This window comes from Eudoraea sp. (assembly GCF_049669105.1).
In the GTDB taxonomy this organism is placed as follows: domain Bacteria; phylum Bacteroidota; class Bacteroidia; order Flavobacteriales; family Flavobacteriaceae; genus Eudoraea.
In genome coordinates, this window is the sequence record NZ_JBATKE010000087.1 from 1 (window position 1) to 19,001 (window position 19,001).

8 protein-coding genes and 2 pseudogenes are annotated in these 19,001 nt (G+C 39.3%); 1 reads left to right on the top strand and 9 read right to left on the bottom strand.

The window, feature by feature from the left end; translation table 11 throughout:
* The 7 genes and pseudogenes from WBM60_RS07200 to WBM60_RS07230 form a co-directional block, all read right to left on the bottom strand.
* Positions 1-947, bottom strand: a pseudogene (locus WBM60_RS07200) (hypothetical protein); the annotation flags it as partial.
* Between the two features lie 535 nt (positions 948-1,482).
* On the bottom strand, positions 1,483-1,737 hold the full coding sequence (locus WBM60_RS07205; protein WP_424258788.1) for a hypothetical protein: 255 nt from the start codon (positions 1,735-1,737) through the stop codon (positions 1,483-1,485).
* A gap of 155 nt (positions 1,738-1,892) precedes the next feature.
* Positions 1,893-3,923: a C-type lectin domain-containing protein gene (locus WBM60_RS07210; protein ID WP_424258786.1), complete on the bottom strand. Its 2,031-nt coding sequence runs from the start codon at positions 3,921-3,923 to the stop codon at positions 1,893-1,895.
* A gap of 230 nt (positions 3,924-4,153) precedes the next feature.
* Positions 4,154-7,921, bottom strand: a complete 3,768-nt coding sequence (locus WBM60_RS07215; protein WP_424278213.1) for a beta strand repeat-containing protein — start codon at positions 7,919-7,921, stop codon at positions 4,154-4,156.
* A gap of 230 nt (positions 7,922-8,151) precedes the next feature.
* Positions 8,152-10,086, bottom strand: a complete 1,935-nt coding sequence (locus tag WBM60_RS07220) for an OmpA family protein (protein ID WP_424259822.1) — start codon at positions 10,084-10,086, stop codon at positions 8,152-8,154.
* An 11-nt stretch (positions 10,087-10,097) separates the two neighbouring features.
* Positions 10,098-11,063 carry a PorP/SprF family type IX secretion system membrane protein gene (locus WBM60_RS07225; RefSeq protein WP_424278212.1) on the bottom strand — a complete coding sequence of 322 codons (966 nt, stop codon included), beginning with the start codon at positions 11,061-11,063 and terminating at the stop codon, positions 10,098-10,100.
* 3 nt (positions 11,064-11,066) lie between these two features.
* Entirely contained in the window at positions 11,067-15,776 is a 4,710-nt protein-coding gene (locus WBM60_RS07230) for a gliding motility-associated C-terminal domain-containing protein (protein WP_424282918.1), read from the bottom strand.
* A gap of 412 nt (positions 15,777-16,188) precedes the next feature.
* Here WBM60_RS07230 and WBM60_RS07235 point away from each other — a divergent pair, with 412 nt between their 5' ends.
* Positions 16,189-17,778, top strand: a complete 1,590-nt coding sequence (locus tag WBM60_RS07235) for a peptide chain release factor 3 (protein ID WP_424261072.1) — start codon at positions 16,189-16,191, stop codon at positions 17,776-17,778.
* A gap of 59 nt (positions 17,779-17,837) precedes the next feature.
* Here the strand turns inward: WBM60_RS07235 and WBM60_RS07240 are convergent, their stop codons facing one another.
* Both WBM60_RS07240 and WBM60_RS07245 read right to left on the bottom strand, forming a co-directional pair.
* Positions 17,838-18,149, bottom strand: a complete 312-nt coding sequence (locus WBM60_RS07240) for a DUF3467 domain-containing protein (RefSeq protein ID WP_348136814.1) — start codon at positions 18,147-18,149, stop codon at positions 17,838-17,840.
* 70 nt (positions 18,150-18,219) lie between these two features.
* Positions 18,220-19,001: pseudogene (locus tag WBM60_RS07245) on the bottom strand (DNA-directed RNA polymerase subunit beta'); the annotation flags it as partial.

The window sequence follows — 19,001 nt, forward strand, 5'->3', positions numbered from 1 at the left end:
GCATCGGTGAAATCATACGTGCCATCACCATTATCAACCAAAGCTACCGTTCCGGCAGCTGCATTGATCTCATCGATCGCATCCTGTACATTGGTCGCCGTTAAAAGCGAGGTGGTATTGTCATAAGGGTTCGCACTCGCATTGGTATCAATGGTTTGTGTTGCCCCCGTCTCATCTGTATAGGTATAGGTTCCATTTGCATTATCTACCAAAGTAGAAATGGAGGTATCCGTTATCGTGGTGGTCGTTCCTGCGGCATCGGTGAAATCATACGTGCCATCACCATTATCAACCAAAGCTACCGTTCCGGCAGCTGCATTGATCTCATCGATCGCATCCTGTACATTGGTCGCCGTTAAAAGCGAGGTGGTATTGTCATAATTAACTTCCGCCGCGGTCTGATCATCAGTACCTATCAGGGTAGACAGATCAACGGTTCTTGTATTACCACTTTCTAAGGTAATCGTAAGAATATTCGCTGCATCTATACTAAATGCGGTTATGGTTTGATCATCTGTATTATCTAAATAGGGTGCAAGATTTACAGTACCACCATCTTCTAAAGTAAGGATATTACCAACCAGGGTAAGTGCCTGATCATCCGTTCCACTATTACTTAAAGAGGATAAATCTACTGAAACAGAATTACCATCTTCAATATCTAAAGTCAGTGTATTAGTAGCTCCATTGAAATTAAAATTCTGAAGCTGTTGGTCATCTGTTGCTGTTAACTCCCAGCTATTACCATCCCAAAAATAAATAGTACCTGTGTTTGTATTTACATAAATATCTCCTGTATCTGCCCCTGATGGATTAATTGCCCCTGCTGCATTCACAGCAGTCCCGCTTAGGACCTCACAATTACACTGATCTTGCAGCGTAACCGTGGTTTGGGCAAAAGCAAATCCGGATACCAGAAATACTAATAATAAGAGTCTTAGTTTCATGACTTTATTTTTACCTAATATTTATTTCAACTTAACAGTTCTAATTGTGTAACAAATATTATTTGGTTGTCTTCCATTATATGAACTAAATCATATTCTTATAAGAGATTAACCAGCATTAAATTGACAATGGGAATATCTTTTTTCGAACAGAAAAGAAATTTGTTCTGGCCGGAGAGAATTTCTCCATGGTCCGTAGAGAACCCAAGCCTGATTAAACTTCATTAAGTTGGTCAAGTTATTCATAATCTGGGGGATGGATTAATCCATCAATCAATAGTTTATTATTCAAACGGTTTAATTACACATTACAAAATTAACCCTATGACTGCCCTGGTAAAATAATTGTTGTGTACTCGTTGAAATGCATTGTATAAACATCGATAATTGAAGTGTTGGCTAAAAATAATTTAAAATTTCTGGGGTTTCGTTGGTCGATTATCCCAATTATATCAGCACTTACCGAGGGGTAAGGTGTAAGAAAAATCGTCATTTTAAGCTGTTTTGGAGCAAAAATAATTATCTTAATTTTTGATTATTCTACAGACAATTTTCTATTGATTATTATGGTATTTACATGGATGCTGAGCGTCATAAAATTGAACGTAATATCACTACAGATATACATATTTTTTGAGATTATAACCCTGAAATGGTCACCGTCATCTGAAGAAGTTACACCCGTAATAATTAATACATTGAAATTTTTGCCAGTATGGATTACTGTATCTGCTAAATCTACCGATATATAGCCATTTAATGGCTGCAATTGACAGATGTCAGTATTCAAAATGACATTTACTATTAGAAATTTTATTTGTCGGATTTGAGCGTGGGATTATAACCGATTCACTACTAAAAAAAGAAATATTTAAGCTAAAGGACTAATTAGTAAGCGTTTATAAATTTATCATGAATGAACAATCCTTCATATCTAAATTATTTCTAACTCTTATTAACCCTGAAAGTGATTTTTCGGTTTGTGATAACAGTGGCTACCCTAACATTGAGAATTGCCGAGTTTGAAGTAACTTGTGGACAAGTTGCACCTGAGTTTGAAACCAGTACTCTATATAAGTAGCCATTTTTGACGATTTCTGGGGCCAATATTGTTAGGGACGTAGTTGACGTTCCCAAATATTCACTGCCATCGGAAATGTTGCTGAAACTACTTCCTCCATTTGTACTTAGTTGCCATTGATATGTATCTGCATTTGAAGTGTTTACCGCAAATATGGCATTATTGCCAACAAATACATTCTGATCAGAAGGTTGGGTAGTAATCTCGATAGAATCTACGGTTATGGTCTGTGTTACATCAAGACTATTCCCGGAATCATCGGTTATTCTGTAGGTACGTGTAATAATTTCAGGATTGCTTCCACCATCGCTTACATCACTTACGTGAGTAACTACAGGGTTGGAAGTACAATTATCTGCTTCATCACTAACTACATTTACATCCACACCAGGAACATCTGAGGTACAATACACTGTAACAGGTGACGGATTACTAGCGGTTGGATCTACGGTATCCATATTTAGCGTTGTAGTTGCAGTTAGGCTTAATACTGGATCTCCAGGCATACCCCCATATTCAACGACATAGCCTTGTGGCTGATAATTTCCTGATGCCGCACCTGTATTTGTTAAATCATTCCAGGACCCATTAGGATTTACGTTGGGGTGTGTGATATGGGCATAATCTTCATTTCCAGACTGGTTTGGTTCACCCGTATTCCAAAATGCAAAATTAGGAGAACTACCACCGGCAGTTCCATTCCAAAAGTTAGTGCCTGCTTCAGGGCCAGTAACCCATAACCAAACGCCTTCTGTAGCAGCATCACTTCCACCAATCCATCCAACGCCGGAAGCCTGCGATCCCGAAAAATCCGCTTCTTCCTGTGAAGTCAAGGTTGCAAGATACCCTTGTAACCCAAAATAGGTTCTTGAATTTGCAGCGATATTGGCCGAGGTCCAGGTTATTCCAAGATTAGAAACATATTCGTAATAGTGCCCTGTCGACGGCAAATAATTAGCTGTTCCTACTGTTGTAGAAAATTGTCTCGTGCCTGTTGGAACCGGAGCGCTGCTTGTATATTCCACTGCCAAAATTGCTGCTTCAAATTCAACATAGGTGGCAGGGCCCAGTAGTGATAATTCTCCCTGTACAGCATCCCAGGAAGAGGTAATATTTGGGTGAACTCCTGTTAGTGTGAGTAAATCCTCCCCATTTAGATAACCGGTAGAAATCTGAATATAAACGGCACTGGTACTCGTATCATCCGGATCTGTAATGCTTATACTTTGAACAATCGGCATAGACGTTCCGGGACAGTAGACCTGATCGCCAGTTGCTGACAGTACAGGTGGTTGATTCGGTACTGTTGGAAAACCTGTTACCTGAACATCATCAATCGTATAGTTTTCATTCCCTGCAGTATTATGAAAATTTGCCCTGACCTCCAGTGTTGAACCGGATAATCCGGAAATACTGTAGGACGGATTAATTGGTTGAGCCGCCGATCCGGAAGCGCTTACTACGGTGACCCAACTGCCTGCTCCTCCATTGATTCTGTACTCCAATGTAAAATTATCCTGAGACCCGCCACTGTCTTCAAAATTGGCAACATTAAAAGCACCAACATTTAAACTAAAAGTAACATTGGTATTGCCATTTATATTAATGGGGTCAGTTACCCAAATTAAAGGATTAGCGAGTGTTGAAGACGCTACATTTCTTGTGTTACTTGCCAGGATAAGTCCTCCTGATACCCCTGCTCCAGCTTGTGAGTTCCAATTCACGGGAGAGGTACCAATTCCGGCTCCTGTAATTGTACCATTGGGATATGAATTAAAATCTTCGGCCCAGATGGTCGTTTGGGCTTTTACTCCTCCAAATGAAAGAAGAAACAGGATAAATACTAGACTGCAACTGATTTTATAAACCACTAAGAGGGTATCTCTTCCCAACATTGGTTAATCTTTTTTCCGAAGGAAATATTAATTTCCGTACGGATTAATGTAATATGTAAAATTAACCTTCTGATTTTCAGGGCAAAATAAATGTTGCGTAGATGGATTATTCAATCACCAACTATGACTAAGCTGTGGTTTTGATTATGTATAATACACTTAATTAATTGTATATAAACTATTTATAAAGAGGGAAATTTTCGATTTTTAAGCTAAAATAATAAAAGGGGCTAGTTGCGATTAACCCTATAGGTAATTCTTCGATTTGTAATGATCGTTTGTACTTTTAGCACACTCATCGGAGAAAATTCAGAAGTACTGTTGCTTAGCGTAGCAGTAGCAGTTATAAAATCACCAATGGAAGCCATAGGAGGAATTGCTATATTAAAATGAAAACGGTTGGTATTGTCCGTATTTCCGTCAACATCAGTATAAGAAGAGCTACCCGAATCAAGATCAGCACCACTTCCTTCGACGGCAGTACCCAGATATACCTGACCTTCACCATAGTCTGTACTAAAGCCTAATTCGTTATCTCCCGCCGCGGCAGTTCCTTCATTGACATCGGTCAGAAAAACCTCTACAGTAGCCCCGGGACGTGCCCATCCTTTGATCACAAGGTTAGTCCCGGACATATAAGCGCTTGTTATAATTGGAAAATTCAATAAACCATTAGGTCCATTATCCGCATCCCCATTCTCATTCAGGGTAACCCCGTCTCCGGTGTTATCCGAATCGTCTAAATCAATACCCAGAGCATCCGTAGCCGTTCCATTGGCATAAATGGAGTTTTGAGATATCAGATTTCCACTGGTGTTACCTCCGGCCAGAACGATTCCCGGGCCACCATTGAAAAATATAATGTTATTTGTAATAGCAGAATTATTACCGTCAAGCAATATCCCTACATTTTCAAGATTTCCGCTACAGGTACCTCCATCCTGGCCAGAACCAGTAATTGTATTTTCCAGTATTGATACATTTCCTGAAATTCCATCCCCGTCAATACCTAGACCCGAGGCATTTTCAATTAAATTCTGTTGTATCACGATTCCTGTTCCACCTACAATTGTAATATTATCATCACAAGGGCCATTACCGTTCGTTGTTATATGGTTATTTTGAATAGTGGAAGAGCTACCTCCGTCAATCAAAATTCCCGAATCTGTATTGGTCGCTATATAATTGCCCTCTACAACAGTAGTACCACTGGTTATTTCTACTCCATAATTTATATTCCCTGAATTAGAGCCTAGAGCATTGACACCCAATAGATTATTGGATATTGTAGGGGAGCCATTATCCACCCTAATTCCGGAGTTATTACCAGCATATACGGAAATATTTCTTATCCCTACAGAACTACCTTCTGTAATGATTACGTCGCCATTGTTTCTGTGAAGCTGTATCTCAGGAAGATCAAAATTTGGTAATAGTGTGGCAGAAGTTCCCACAGCATTTCCTCCCGAACCTATTGTTCCGGAATTTGTATTTCCGGAATAGGCGGTTTGTGCTCTGCCATCTATTTTGGTATTGTTGCCGGTAATGTTGGTTAATGGACTTCCATTAGATATTAAAATATCAAAATAACCACTTACAAAATTTGTATCTGCCGTTCTTCCCAGGGCATCTCCTGTTGGTGGGATCATAAATACAGAAGTATCTTCTCCTGCCGCAGGATCAAAAATACCATTGGCTTCAATATCGAGCCCGGTTTCTCCTAATTCATTGCTGTTCACGATAAATTGTTCCAAAGAACCCTGACTATCTTCATTGGTATTCACAATTGCATTAAAATTGAAACCGAAGTCCAATCCGGCAACACCTTCATTTACTATGGTCACCGAAGCTAAAGTTTGTGCGCCAGCAAATACTCCTGCACCGGTATCTGCTGCAGACGGATTTGCACCACCCACTTCATTTGCCCTTTCTACCAAAACACTGGCTATATATTCGGTTTTAAAAGTTTGGACAGGTATACAGCTTGTACAAGCACTTCCTCCGGGTCTCGAAGATCTGACACTTCCATTTACCACACGAATACTATAAGTTCCATTAACCATCCCGGCAAAAACATAGGAACCTGATACATCCGTGGTTTGGGTATCTACCAGAGTACCCACTGAATCATATAATTCAACCGTTACACCGGGCAATCCAATACCAGAAGCAGATGCATAGTTTCGCCCGGCTCCTCCTCCATAATTCATATCTTCAAATACTCGTCCGGTAATTAAGTTGGATGGTACCTTGAGTACTACAGCGTTCATGATTACATAATCCTGACCTACATTTACCTGCGTGGTTGCGCTGGTTTCCCCGGGAAGGATAAAGGCCGATACATCATAAGTATCCAGATCTACCCCATGGGAAGCGGTGTTGTTAAGGTTCGGTAATACAGTATTGTCAAAATGCGTGGAATTAAACGGATTGTTTGCCGAAATCCCATCATTATCTCCGTCACCTGTCAGAAGGTTGGTTCCGGACAATGGGGTTGTAAATTGCAGGGATTCATTGTTCGCAAGGGTCTGATCTCCCTCCCAAGACAAGGCTGTTGTTTTCGAACCCACAGATCCAATGGCATAAAAACCGCTTAATGAAAATGTGGATGAGGAATTCTGATTCCCGTCAAAACCCTGATAAAGATTAATTGTAGAAGCCGGGAGACTGGTATCTGTATAAAATATCATCAATGACCATCCTCCCAAAACAACACTGCTACCACAATAAGAACCAGTATTGTCTATTGTCAGACCTGAAAAATCATAGACATTCGCAGATGGATTAGGAATAGTCGTTACAAGGCTGGTTACGTCACTAAACATGCCATAAAACGTAAGCCCTATGATAGAACTTGTATATGCCACCTGCGCATCTATTGTGGTACCTTCAAAAGTTACCTGAGAATCCATAGTAGCCCCGGAATGAGACCAATAAAGATACGCGGCATCAATTGTTGCTCCTGCAGGTATTGGAGAACTCAATGTGTTGGATGAGGAAGTAGTAATCGAGCATGGATCTACCGTATTTGGCTGTGTCCTCAGTGTACCTGCTGTAGAGGTATAGTCCATATAACCATCAAATTCCCTAAAAAGGGTAAGTGGAGTATTTCCGAATACCACTTCATTATCATTTATAGTCCCAGTACCCGTATCAGTGATATTGACTGAAATATCAGAAGTTCCTGTTAATTGAATGGTATAGGTTTCTGCAGATTCAAAAAGCGTATCGTCCGTGATTGATACCACGATGGTTTCTGTATCACCAACAGTTCCGTTAAAGCTCAATATACCACCTGCAATGGCCGTATAATCATTTCCTGCCGTAGCCGTACCATCAACAGTTTGGTAATTCACCGTAAATGGACCTCCGGTAGGAAGACCCAAATGAGTGGCCGTAAACGTTGCTGTTCCTGCATTCTCATTAACCGATACATCATCAATGGAGATAAATGGCGTGGAGGTAGTCACAAACTGTACATTATCAATAAAAATGGTCTCGCTATTTCCCCAGTTACCACTACCTGTAATAAATCTGATTGCTGATGTTCCTGACATTTCCGCTGCCGCTAGTGTATAATTTACCGAACCGTTTCCAGCTAAAGTAGCTATGGTGTTAAACGAACTCCCATCAAACAACTGTACCAGGATGGATTCATTCCCATTAGTTCTTTGAAAGTCCAATGTTAATATGGCTGAAGTGGCAGCAGATAGGTCTAAAGTCCTTGTGATGAATCTATCATCTAAATTCTGAAAGCGTAACTGATTGCTGTTAATCAATATTCTCCCATTCGTGGGATCTGTCGTCTCATTGGATTCAACCCAGTTTGTGGCAAAATTAGCCGTTCCGTTATTGTTGGAATATAAGGTAGTATTGAAATTATCCAGGAATGTTCCCTGTCCATATGATTGAACTGCTGAACCTAAAAGGGCCAGAAGAATCAAGGCAAATAACAATGAGCAATGCTTCATTTTATACACAGGTATAGCTATAAGCATCAAAAATACCTTTGATAATCCTTTCTATTAAATATTTGTTGTATAAGTGCTCATTCGGCTGGTGAAAAGCCGGGTTACCGAAGTTTAGCAAATTTTTTTTGAGCAAATTACGGAGACATTTGGCGTGCAGTTGAACGATGAAGCCCTTCCATTAATGATTTTTAAACCTATAAAAAATAAAGCAGCTACTTTTGGTAGCTGCTTTAAAAACTATTTTTAATTGAAAGTTTTTATTCCAAAATAATAAACTCTGATCTGCGATTTAATTGGTGTTTTTCGCTGGAACATTTTATACCATCATCACACTCATTTACCAGACGGGTTTCTCCATAGCCCTCACCTATAAGACGCTCCGCACTTATGCCTTGAGAAATCATATATGCGACGGTTGCCTCAGCTCTTTTTTGTGACAACCAAAGATTAAATGAATCAGCTCCCCGACTATCTGTGTGTGAATTAGCCTTTATTTTCAGACTTGGATATTTTTCCATTGCAGCGATCACCTTTTGAATTTCAATTTCCGCATCGCGTCTGATATTATATTTTCCAAAATCAAAATAGATGGTGCTCAATTGCAACAGTTTCGCTAAATCATCCCCAAAACCTGCTTCGATTATTTCACGTTCCAAATAAAAATCAATTATTATGGGCTTACCATCAGATATTGGTAAATATTCCTCAGCCGGCATATAACCCTGGGTTTGTGCCCTTACAAAATTCCCCTGATTACAATCACAACTTAAGATATAATCTCCCTTGTTATCAGTTATTGCAGATAGAACTTCTTCATTATCCTCATTAATTACTTTGACCGTGGCACCTACAAGTACTTCATTGGAAATTTTATCACGCACTGTACCGGTTATTGGTTGGAGACATTCAAAATTTAAAGGTCTGGTCTCTAAGAAACCATAAATATCATCGGCTCCCATTCCTTCGGAGCGATTAGATGCAAAATACCCTTTTTTAGTCTCCTCATTAATTATATAGGAAAAATCATCCTTTTTACTATTCACAGGCTCCCCTACATTTAATACAGATTTTGAATAATCATCATAGTCAATTTTAGTCGCAAAAATATCCAGGCCTCCAAGACCCGGGTGACCATCTGAAGAGAAATAAAGGATATTTTCACTGCTAACATAAGGGAATGTTTCCCTGGATTCCGTGTTTATCGGGGTACCCAAATTTATTGGTGAACCAAAGGTGCCATCCTCTTTTATAGAAACCTTATAAATATCAGATTCTCCCTTTGAATCTGGCATATCTGCAGCAAAATAAAGCGTTTTTTCATCAGGGCTTAAAGCCGGGTGGGCAACTGAATAGCTATCGCTGTTAAAGGGTAACTCTTCCAGGCCTGACCATTCGCCATCCTTCCAGTTAATCCTAAAAATCTTTAATCTAATTACTCCTTCTTCATCTTTTTTAGATTTGCCATCAATAAAGTTATTCCTGGTAAAATAAATGGTATTACCATCTTTTGTAGCTACGGAAGTAGATTCATGAAGTCTGGAATTAATCATATTCATCTTTACTACCCGGTTACTGGAACTACTGTCTGCATTTACTTTATAAATATCCAGAAAGTCTTTGGAATTCCATGTATGGCGATATCTGGCAAGGTTTCCTGTGTCACGGTCTGAAGAAAAGATCAAACCTTCTTTATAAAATGCAGGTGCAAAATCTGAATATTTGGAATTGTACTCGAAGAGTTCAAGCTCATAACGGCCGGAATTTCTGGCAATTTCTTCCTTATAATCCTTTGCCGTTTTAATTATTTTTGAACGCAAATCATTTGACGTCATTTCCGAAAAACGGGCCAGGATAGAATCTGAATTCGTATAATCTCCCAGGGTTTTAAGTGTTTGGCCATACCTAAAAAAATATTCCGGACCTATTTCTGAACCATAGGTTTCAATAAGTTGTTTATAAATCTTTTCGGCCTCTTCATAATTTGCATTAAAATAATATGAATTCCCTAATTTTTGCAATAGATCACTGCTCACATATCCCTTATCCAGTACTTTCTTATATATATCAATAGCCGGACTAAATGAATATTCTGCATATTTCTTATTACCCTTGACTACTCGTCTTTCCTGTGCAAATGTCATGGCCAGCAGAAATACTGTCAGGATTGAAGTTAAGAGTATTTTTTTTGTCATTTAATTAAAATTTAAAAGAATCGGGGTGATACTAAACGCTGAAATGATTTAACCAATTCGAATCTTAGGAATACTTCAAATGACCCATCATTAAATTGAGTACTTCCTAATTCTGTAGTTTCCTTATCATAAGCCAGACCAAGCATTAGCTGATCTGATAATTGAAATCCAATTAATGCGCTAAAAGCCGCATCCCATCTGTATGCCAGGCCAAAGGAGAATTTCTCATTCAATAAAAAACTTGCTGAAAGATCTACTTGTAAAGGAGCACCTCCTACTAATTTAGTCAGTAAAGCCGGTTTAAATTTTAGCTGACTGTTTAAATCAAGCACAACTCCAGTGATTAAGTAGAAGTTGATTTTCTCCCTGGATAGAAATTGCACACTATTCGAATCCCGTTGGGAATTATCAAAATAATCTGAGGCAATCAGCCTGGGGGCTGATACTCCTAAGTAAAATTTATTGGTATGATAATACACTCCCAAACCAAAATTAGGTGTAAATTTATTATCTATATTATCCCCTGTAATAGGTTCATTGTCAAAATTATTCAACCCGTTAAAATCGAGGTTCAGCATACTACCGCCTGCGTTCAGACCAAAAGACAATTTCCCTTCGTAGGACACGTCAATAGTATAAGACAACACCCCATCCAAATAAGTTTCCTGAACTACACCATCACCTATATTATCATTAATTATAGATACTCCATAGCCTAATTTACTATTCCTTATAGGTGAATGAAGATTTATTGTAAATGTTTCCGGAGCTCCTGCGAGGCCAACCCACTGAGATCTGTACAAACCGGCAATACTCAGTTGCCCTCTTGAACCAGCATAGGCAGGATTAACGCTCATTGTGTTATACATATATTGCGTGTACTGGGCATCTTGCTGTGCCAATAAACCTCCTATTGTGGTAAAAATCAGTATTAGAAAAACAAAGTTGCGCTTGCTAAATATCATATACTTTACCATGTATTATTTACTTATGTAGAGATAACCACTTTTAGAAATATTTTCCTGGTCTTTTTGATACTCAAAGATATAGAAATATACTCCAGAAGGCAGATAATCTTCGGCACTAATCGTTGATCTCCCTCTTGATCTGCCATCAAAAACGTTATTTTGGTTGTTATAGTTTCTGCCTTCGTAAACAGCAACACCCCATCTATTAAATATCTTCAGAGAATTATTCAACGCATTTTCTACTCCGTTAATAAATAAGAAATCATTTCTGCCATCATTATTTGGCGTTACTAATTGATTGACTTCAATGGCACCTGAAATTGTTTCTGAAACCAATACCACAACAGTAGCGGTGTCACAATTAGTTGGATTTTCATTCTCACATATTGTATATTCAATGCTATACGATCCTGTAGGAGTATCCGGAGCAACGCTAATGGTGCCATCTGTATTTACTGTTAACGGACCTGTTGGTGTGGATGTAATTGTTACATCCTCAGGATCAACTGACAGTCCATTCAAGGTATCATTATCCAAAACGTTGCTATCCGGTAAAATGCCACCATCTTCACCATCTATAAAAATATCGCTGTAGTCATCATCCACTGCATCTATGGTAACATTAATGACCTCTACCGTTACGGTTGCAGTATCACAGTTTATTGGATTTGCAATCTCACATATCGTATAATCTATGGTATAAGTACCCGGGGCCGTATCAGGAGCTACACTAACGGTACCATCAGGATTTATTGTTAACGGACCTGTTGGCGTTGATGTTAAGGTTACATCAGCAGGATCAAGAGCCAGACCGTTCAAAGTATCATTATCAAAAATATTACCTCCTTCTATAACGCCTCCATCCGTGCCATCTGCTAATAATTCACTAAAATCATCATCAACGGCATCTATTGGATTATCTGATACAAATATGGTAACTGTAGCCGAAGCACATACATCCGGATCAGGATCCGTATTACATACTTCATAGATAATTGTAATATTTATATTGTTTTCTGATGCAGATGGAGTATATGATAGTTCTCCTGTTTCCGGATCAAAAGAAACAATTCCGGTTGCGTCTCCTCCAATTCTGGTTATAGATGTAGTTCCCAGATTGTTGGGATCATTATTAGGAAGGTAATCATCGTTCGCTAAGATATTAATTACTACCTCTGTTAAAGGAAGGGTCGTTCCGGAATCATCCACTGCTGTTGCAATTAGGGGATTAGGGTCCGTTCCGTTAGAATTTCCATCGTTATCGCAATCCAGGAGATTCCATTCCTCAGAGGGAGTCACTGTTTGACTTGCCAGTAGAAGATCACATGGATCTAATGGATCTGTTGAATCAATAACTTCATCCCCATTGGTTACACCATCACCGTCGCAATCGAGGTTATCCCAATCATCGGTTGGAGATACTGTTTGACTTGCCAGTATAAGATCACAAGAGTCTAAAGGATCCGTTGCGTCTGCAACTTCATCACCATTAGTTACCCCGTCGCCATCACAATCCAGGTTATTCCACTCAACTGTTGGAGTCACCGTTTGGCTCGCCAATATAAGATCACAAGAATCTAATGGATCTGTTCCGTCTGTAGCCTCATCACCATTTGTTACCCCGTCACCATCGCAATCTGCCGCTAAATAATCACCACTTGGCGTAAGCGTTACACTGTCTTGATTAAAATCGCAAGGATCTAAGGGATCTGTTGAATCCGAAACTTCATCCCCGTTGGTTACTCCGTCGCCATCACAATCAAGACTGATCCAATCCGTGGTTGGAGTTACCGTTTGACTTGCCAGTATAAAATCACAAGAGTCTAAAGGATCTGTTGCATCCGAAACTTCATCGCCATTGGTTACCCCATCACCGTCACAATCCAGGTTATCCCAATCAGTGGTTGGAGTTACTGTTTGACTTGCCAGTATAAGATCACAAGAGTCTAATGGATCTGTTGCATCAGCAACTTCATCACCATTAGTTACGCCGTCACCGTCACAATCCAAATTGCTCCAATCAATGGTTGGGGTCACCGTTTGGCTTGCCAATATTAGATCACAGGAATCTAATGGATCTGTTCCATCTGTAGCCTCATCACCATTTGTTACCCCGTCACCGTCGCAATCTGCTACTAAATAATCGCCACTTGGTGTAAGCGTTACGCTGTCTTGGTTAAAGTCGCAAGGATCTAAGGGATCTGTTGAATCCGAAACTTCATCGCCATTAGTTACCCCGTCGCCATCACAATCCAGAATATTCCATTCGTCTGAAGGCGTTACTGTTTGGCTAGCCAGTAAAAGATCACAAGGATCCAATGGATCGGTTTCATCGGTAACTTCGTCACCGTTAGTTACACCATCGCCATCGCAGTCCAGGTTATTCCAATCTGTGGTTGGTGTTACCGTTTGGCTTGCAAGTAATAAATCGCAAGAGTCTAAAGGATCCGTTCCATCCGAAACCTCATCTTCATTGGTAACCCCATCGCCATCACAATCTAAGTTGTCCCATTCCTCGGAAGGAGTTACGGTTTGGCTAGCTAAAATAAAATCACAAGGATCTGTTGGATCGGTTTCATCTGCGACTTCATTTTCATCAGTCACACCATCACCGTCTGTATCCGGATCACAAGTGGTTGTATCCGGATCTAAATAATTAGGCGTTCCATTACCACTGCAATCATCATTGGTAGGATCACCATCACCATCAGTATCCTCATCAGGAGTATCCAGACCATCACCATCATCATCAATATCCCGGTAGTTAACATCCTCCGTGCCATCCGTATCCGGTAAATCAGTTGCCGGGTCTGTTATTTCATCATTTACTACAAAAGGGTCATTTACATCACTGCCCTCATAGCCATCATCAAGACCATCCTCATCGGTATCTGTACCGGTAAAGGTCTGATCAGGAATCCCATCAAAATTAAAGTCATTCCCTTCATTATTATCAGGCACTAGATCATTGTCCGTATCGGTATCCAAATAATCGAGCTCGTCCGAACCATCTGTATTCACTGGAGTTAGACCCCCTAAATATGCAGAGTTCACCCCATCATTGGTCACATAAGTTGCCTCGTCGTCTTCATTGGGTAATATATAACCACTGGTGGTCTGTGCTTCTATATTATCGGGTAATCCATCATTATCTGAATCGATATCCAGGTGATTTGGAAAACCATCACCGTCGCTGTCCAATGGGTTGGTTAACGGGTTATCATCAGTATCCAGATTGGGATCTTCTTCCGTATCCAGCAAACCATCATTGTCATCATCCAGGTCTGTACTATCCTTTACCCCATCTCCATCGGTATCAGGATCAGGATCAGTATTTGTAGTATCAGGATCTAAATAATCAGGGGTACCATTACCACTGGTATCGTCATTAGTAGGGTCGCCATCTTCATTGGCATCCTCGTCAGGGGTGTCCAAACCATCCCCATCATCATCCAGGTCACGGTAGTTAACATCCTCAGTACCATCCGTATCCGGTAAATCAGTTGCCGGGTCTGTTATTTCGTCATTTACCAGAAAAGGATCATTTAAATCACTGCCCTCATAGCCATCATCAAGACCATCCTCATCGGTATCTGTACCAGTAAATGTCTGATCAGGGATCCCATCAAAATTAAAATCGTTCCCTTCATTATTATCAGGAACCAAATCGTTATCCGTGTCCGTATCCAAATAATCCGGCTCGTCCGTACCGTCTGTATTCTCCGGAGTAAGACCTTGATCACCTGTTCCTTCGTAAGCATTGTCCAGGCCGTCTTTATCATCATCCAAACCAGATGGAAGAATATAGCCACTTGTGGTCTGTGCCTCTATATTATCAGGTAGACCATCATTTTCGGAATCAATATCTCTAAAATTAGGATTGGGGTCATTATCGGAATTTATCGGATGGAGTCCTTCTCCAGAGCCCGGTGTATTTTCGTAATGATCATCAAGACCGTTGCCATCACTATCCATACCGCAGGGTGGTTGAAAACTGGCAGCTTCCTGAGCTTCCACATTATCCAGAATACCATCATTATCTGAGTCGATATCCCTATAATCAGGTTGGGAGTCACCATCTGTATTTACAGGTATTAATCCACCACAACTACCTGGAGATTCCTCATAATGGTCATCCAGGCCGTTGCCATCTGAATCCATGCCACAGGGTGCCTGAAAATCTGCGGTAGTTTGAGCTTCTACATTGTCTAAAATCCCATCATTATCGCTATCGATATCTAAATAATCAGGATAACTATCCAAATCTGAATCTATGGGTACCAGTCCCCCACAACTACCAGGTGTTTCTTCATAGTTGTCGTCTAGCCCGTTACCATCAGAATCAATGCCACTTGGGGCGATATAACCGTGCGTCGATTGCGCTTCCACATTGTCAATAATTCCATCATTGTCTGAATCGACATCAAGGTGATTGGGAACCCCATCTTTATCAGTGTCTGTTGGATGCGTTAATGGATTATTATCCCCGTCTGGGTTTTTATCTTCTATTGAATCTATAATACCATCATTGTCATCATCAATATCTATAAGATCCTTTATACCATCATTATCCGTGTCCGTATCCGCATAGGTAGTCATAAAATCATAATCTGACGGAATCGTGTCAAAAGAAGAAGAAAAAACTAAAACTAGAATGGCAGTTATCAAGCTAAAGCCTAAAGTCGCTTTATCTCGTATTTTGGTTGGGGTATTTTTTTCCATAAATGATAGTTTTCAATTAAACATATCACCACGGCTTTGTAGGAAAAAACTAAGTAAGAGATAGGGCTTCTCTAAAATATCATTGCAAGATATAGTTAAATAACATAGCATCAAATCCATTTGAAAACTTAAGTTAGTAAATATCTTTAAAAGACCTCAAAACTCGTTAAACGTCAAAAATATTGATACTATGAGAAGGTAAAGTCTGTTGTAAAAAGCTTTTAATAATTCTCAAAAATTCAAAAATCGAAGATTACTAGCCGTTTATCGATAATATCCCTAAAATCAAATAGATTAATAATCTCAAATTCATTGAATATGGACTATTAAGTGCGATGAGAATCATTTTAAAAAAGTCTTTCTATTCTCTCTGAGCTATATTATTTGCATTATTTTTGCTCAAATTTTTGCTGTGAATTTTTCAAAAGAAATAGAAAGGAGAAGAACATTTGGTATTATTTCGCATCCTGATGCCGGTAAAACTACACTTACCGAAAAGTTGCTTCTATTTGGAGGCGCAATACAAGAGGCAGGAGCTGTAAAAAATAATAAGATCAAAAAAGCAGCAACGAGCGATTTCATGGAAATTGAGCGTCAGCGTGGAATTTCGGTAGCTACCTCTGTCCTTGCATTCTTGTATAAGGATAAGAAGATAAATATTCTTGATACGCCAGGCCATAAGGACTTTGCGGAGGATACTTTTAGAACCCTAACAGCAGTAGATAGTGTAATTGTTGTTATAGATGTTGCTAAAGGTGTAGAAGAACAGACTAAAAAATTGGTGGAGGTCTGCAGGATGAGAAGCATTCCCATGATCGTATTCATAAACAAACTCGATAGAGAAGGAAAGGACGCTTTTGACCTTTTGGATGAAGTAGAACAGGAATTGGGATTAACTGTTACCCCTTTAAGTTTTCCAATTGGGATGGGCTACGATTTTAAGGGAATTTATAATATTTATGAGAAAAATATTAATCTTTTCAGTGGAGATAGCAAAAAAAACATCTCAGACATAATTGCTTTTGATGATATAACGAGTCCTGAATTAGAGAACATTATTGGCACCGGGGCTGCTGAAACTTTAAGAGATAATATGGAGTTGGTAAGCGGAGTCTACCCTCCTTTTGACAAACAAAAGTATCTGGACGGTTCGCTTCAGCCGGTATTTTTTGGTTCTGCGTTAAATAATTTTGGAGTAAAAGAACTTCTCGATTGTTTTATTGAAATAGCTCCATATCCCAGATCGAAGATGGCCGAAGAACGTATGGTTAAAGCCAATGAAACCGAGCTTTCCGGTTTTGTATTTAAAATCCACGCCAATATGGATCCGAAACACAGAGATCGCTTGGCATTTGTGAAAATTGTATCAGGAACATTTGAGCGCAACAAGCCCTATTTGCATGTAAGGCTCAATAAGAAATTGAAATTTTCAAGTCCCAATGCATTTTTTGCAGAAAAAAAAGAAATAGTAGATATATCGTATCCCGGCGATATTGTGGGATTGCATGACACCGGTAATTTTAAAATTGGTGATACATTAACAGAGGGTGAAATTTTACATTATAAAGGTATCCCCAACTTTTCTCCGGAGCATTTCAGATATATCAACAATGCAGATCCGATGAAATCCAAGCAATTAAATAAAGGAATTGACCAGTTAATGGATGAAGGTGTTGCGCAGTTATTTACCTTGGAACTTAATGGCAGAAAAGTTATAGGTACTGTAGGCGCCTTGCAATACGAAGTAATTCAATACAGATTAGAACATGAGTACGGTGCAAAATGTACCTATGAGAATTTTCCTGTTCACAAAGCCTGCTGGGTTGATCCGGAAGATCCTAATAATGAAGAGTTTAAAGAATTTATTAGAGTAAAACAGAAATTCCTGGCTAAGGATAAGCGCGGACAACTGGTGTTTTTGGCAGATTCTCAATTTTCATTACAAATGACTCAACAGAAATATCCCACTGTCAAACTGCATTTTACTTCAGAATTTGAATAATTAGGTCACAGTATGTACCAAAAATTAAAAACCCATGAATACTTCATGGGTTTTTTTAATTAAGCCTCTCCAGTAGGACCGAAATTTAACGGAATTGGAGGTTGCTCGTAATCTTTAATAGTACCGTGAGCCTTTTCAAAACGACTAACATTATCATTAAGCGCTTTTAAAAATTTCTTCGCATGCTGAGGAGTAAGGACAATTCTACTTTTCACCTTCGCTTTTGGTGCTCCCGGCATCATGCTTATAAAGTCGACAACAAATTCTGAAACAGAATGATTTATAATGGCCAAATTGGAATAGATTCCTTCAGCTATTTTTTCGTCCAGCTCAATATTTATCTGTTGTTGTTTCTGATTTTTTTCTTCCATTGTTCACTTCAAAAAATAATCCCGTGTAACAAACAAAAACCCTCAATTAGAAAATTGAGGGTTAATGATTTTAAAACTTTAATTCTTCTTTGCGAGCCATAATTTCATCGTACTCCTCTTTTGAGCCTACGATTATATTTTCATAATCCCTCATACCGGTACCGGCAGGAATTTTATGACCTACAATAACATTCTCTTTCAATCCTTCCAGGTAATCAATTTTACCACTTACAGCCGCTTCATTCAAGACCTTTGTTGTTTCCTGGAACGATGCCGCAGAAATAAACGATTTGGTTTGTAACGAGGCCCTTGTAATACCCTGCAGAATTGGTGTAGCCGTAGCTGACACAGCATCACGCGCAGTAACCAAATTCTTATCTGCACGTTTCAAAATTGAATTCTCATCTCTCAATTCTCGCGCTGTAATAATCTGGCCTGCCTTAAGGTTTTCTGATTCACCTGAATCTTCCACTACTTTCATACCAAAGATCTCATCGTTTTCTTTGATAAAGTCGTCTTTGTGTACCAACTGATTTTCAAGGAATGTTGTATCTCCAGAGTCCTGAATACGAACTTTTCGCATCATCTGGCGTACAACTACTTCAAAGTGCTTGTCATTAATTTTTACACCCTGAAGGCGATATACTTCCTGCACTTCATTTACAAGATACTGTTGTACCGCTGAAGGTCCCTTAATTGCAAGGATATCTTCAGGAGTAATAGAACCGTCAGATAAAGCCATACCAGCTCTAACATAATCATTTTCCTGTACCAAAATCTGGTTTGAAAGTTTTACTAAATATTTCTTTACCTCACCAAGTTTGGATTCAATAATAATCTCTCTATTACCTC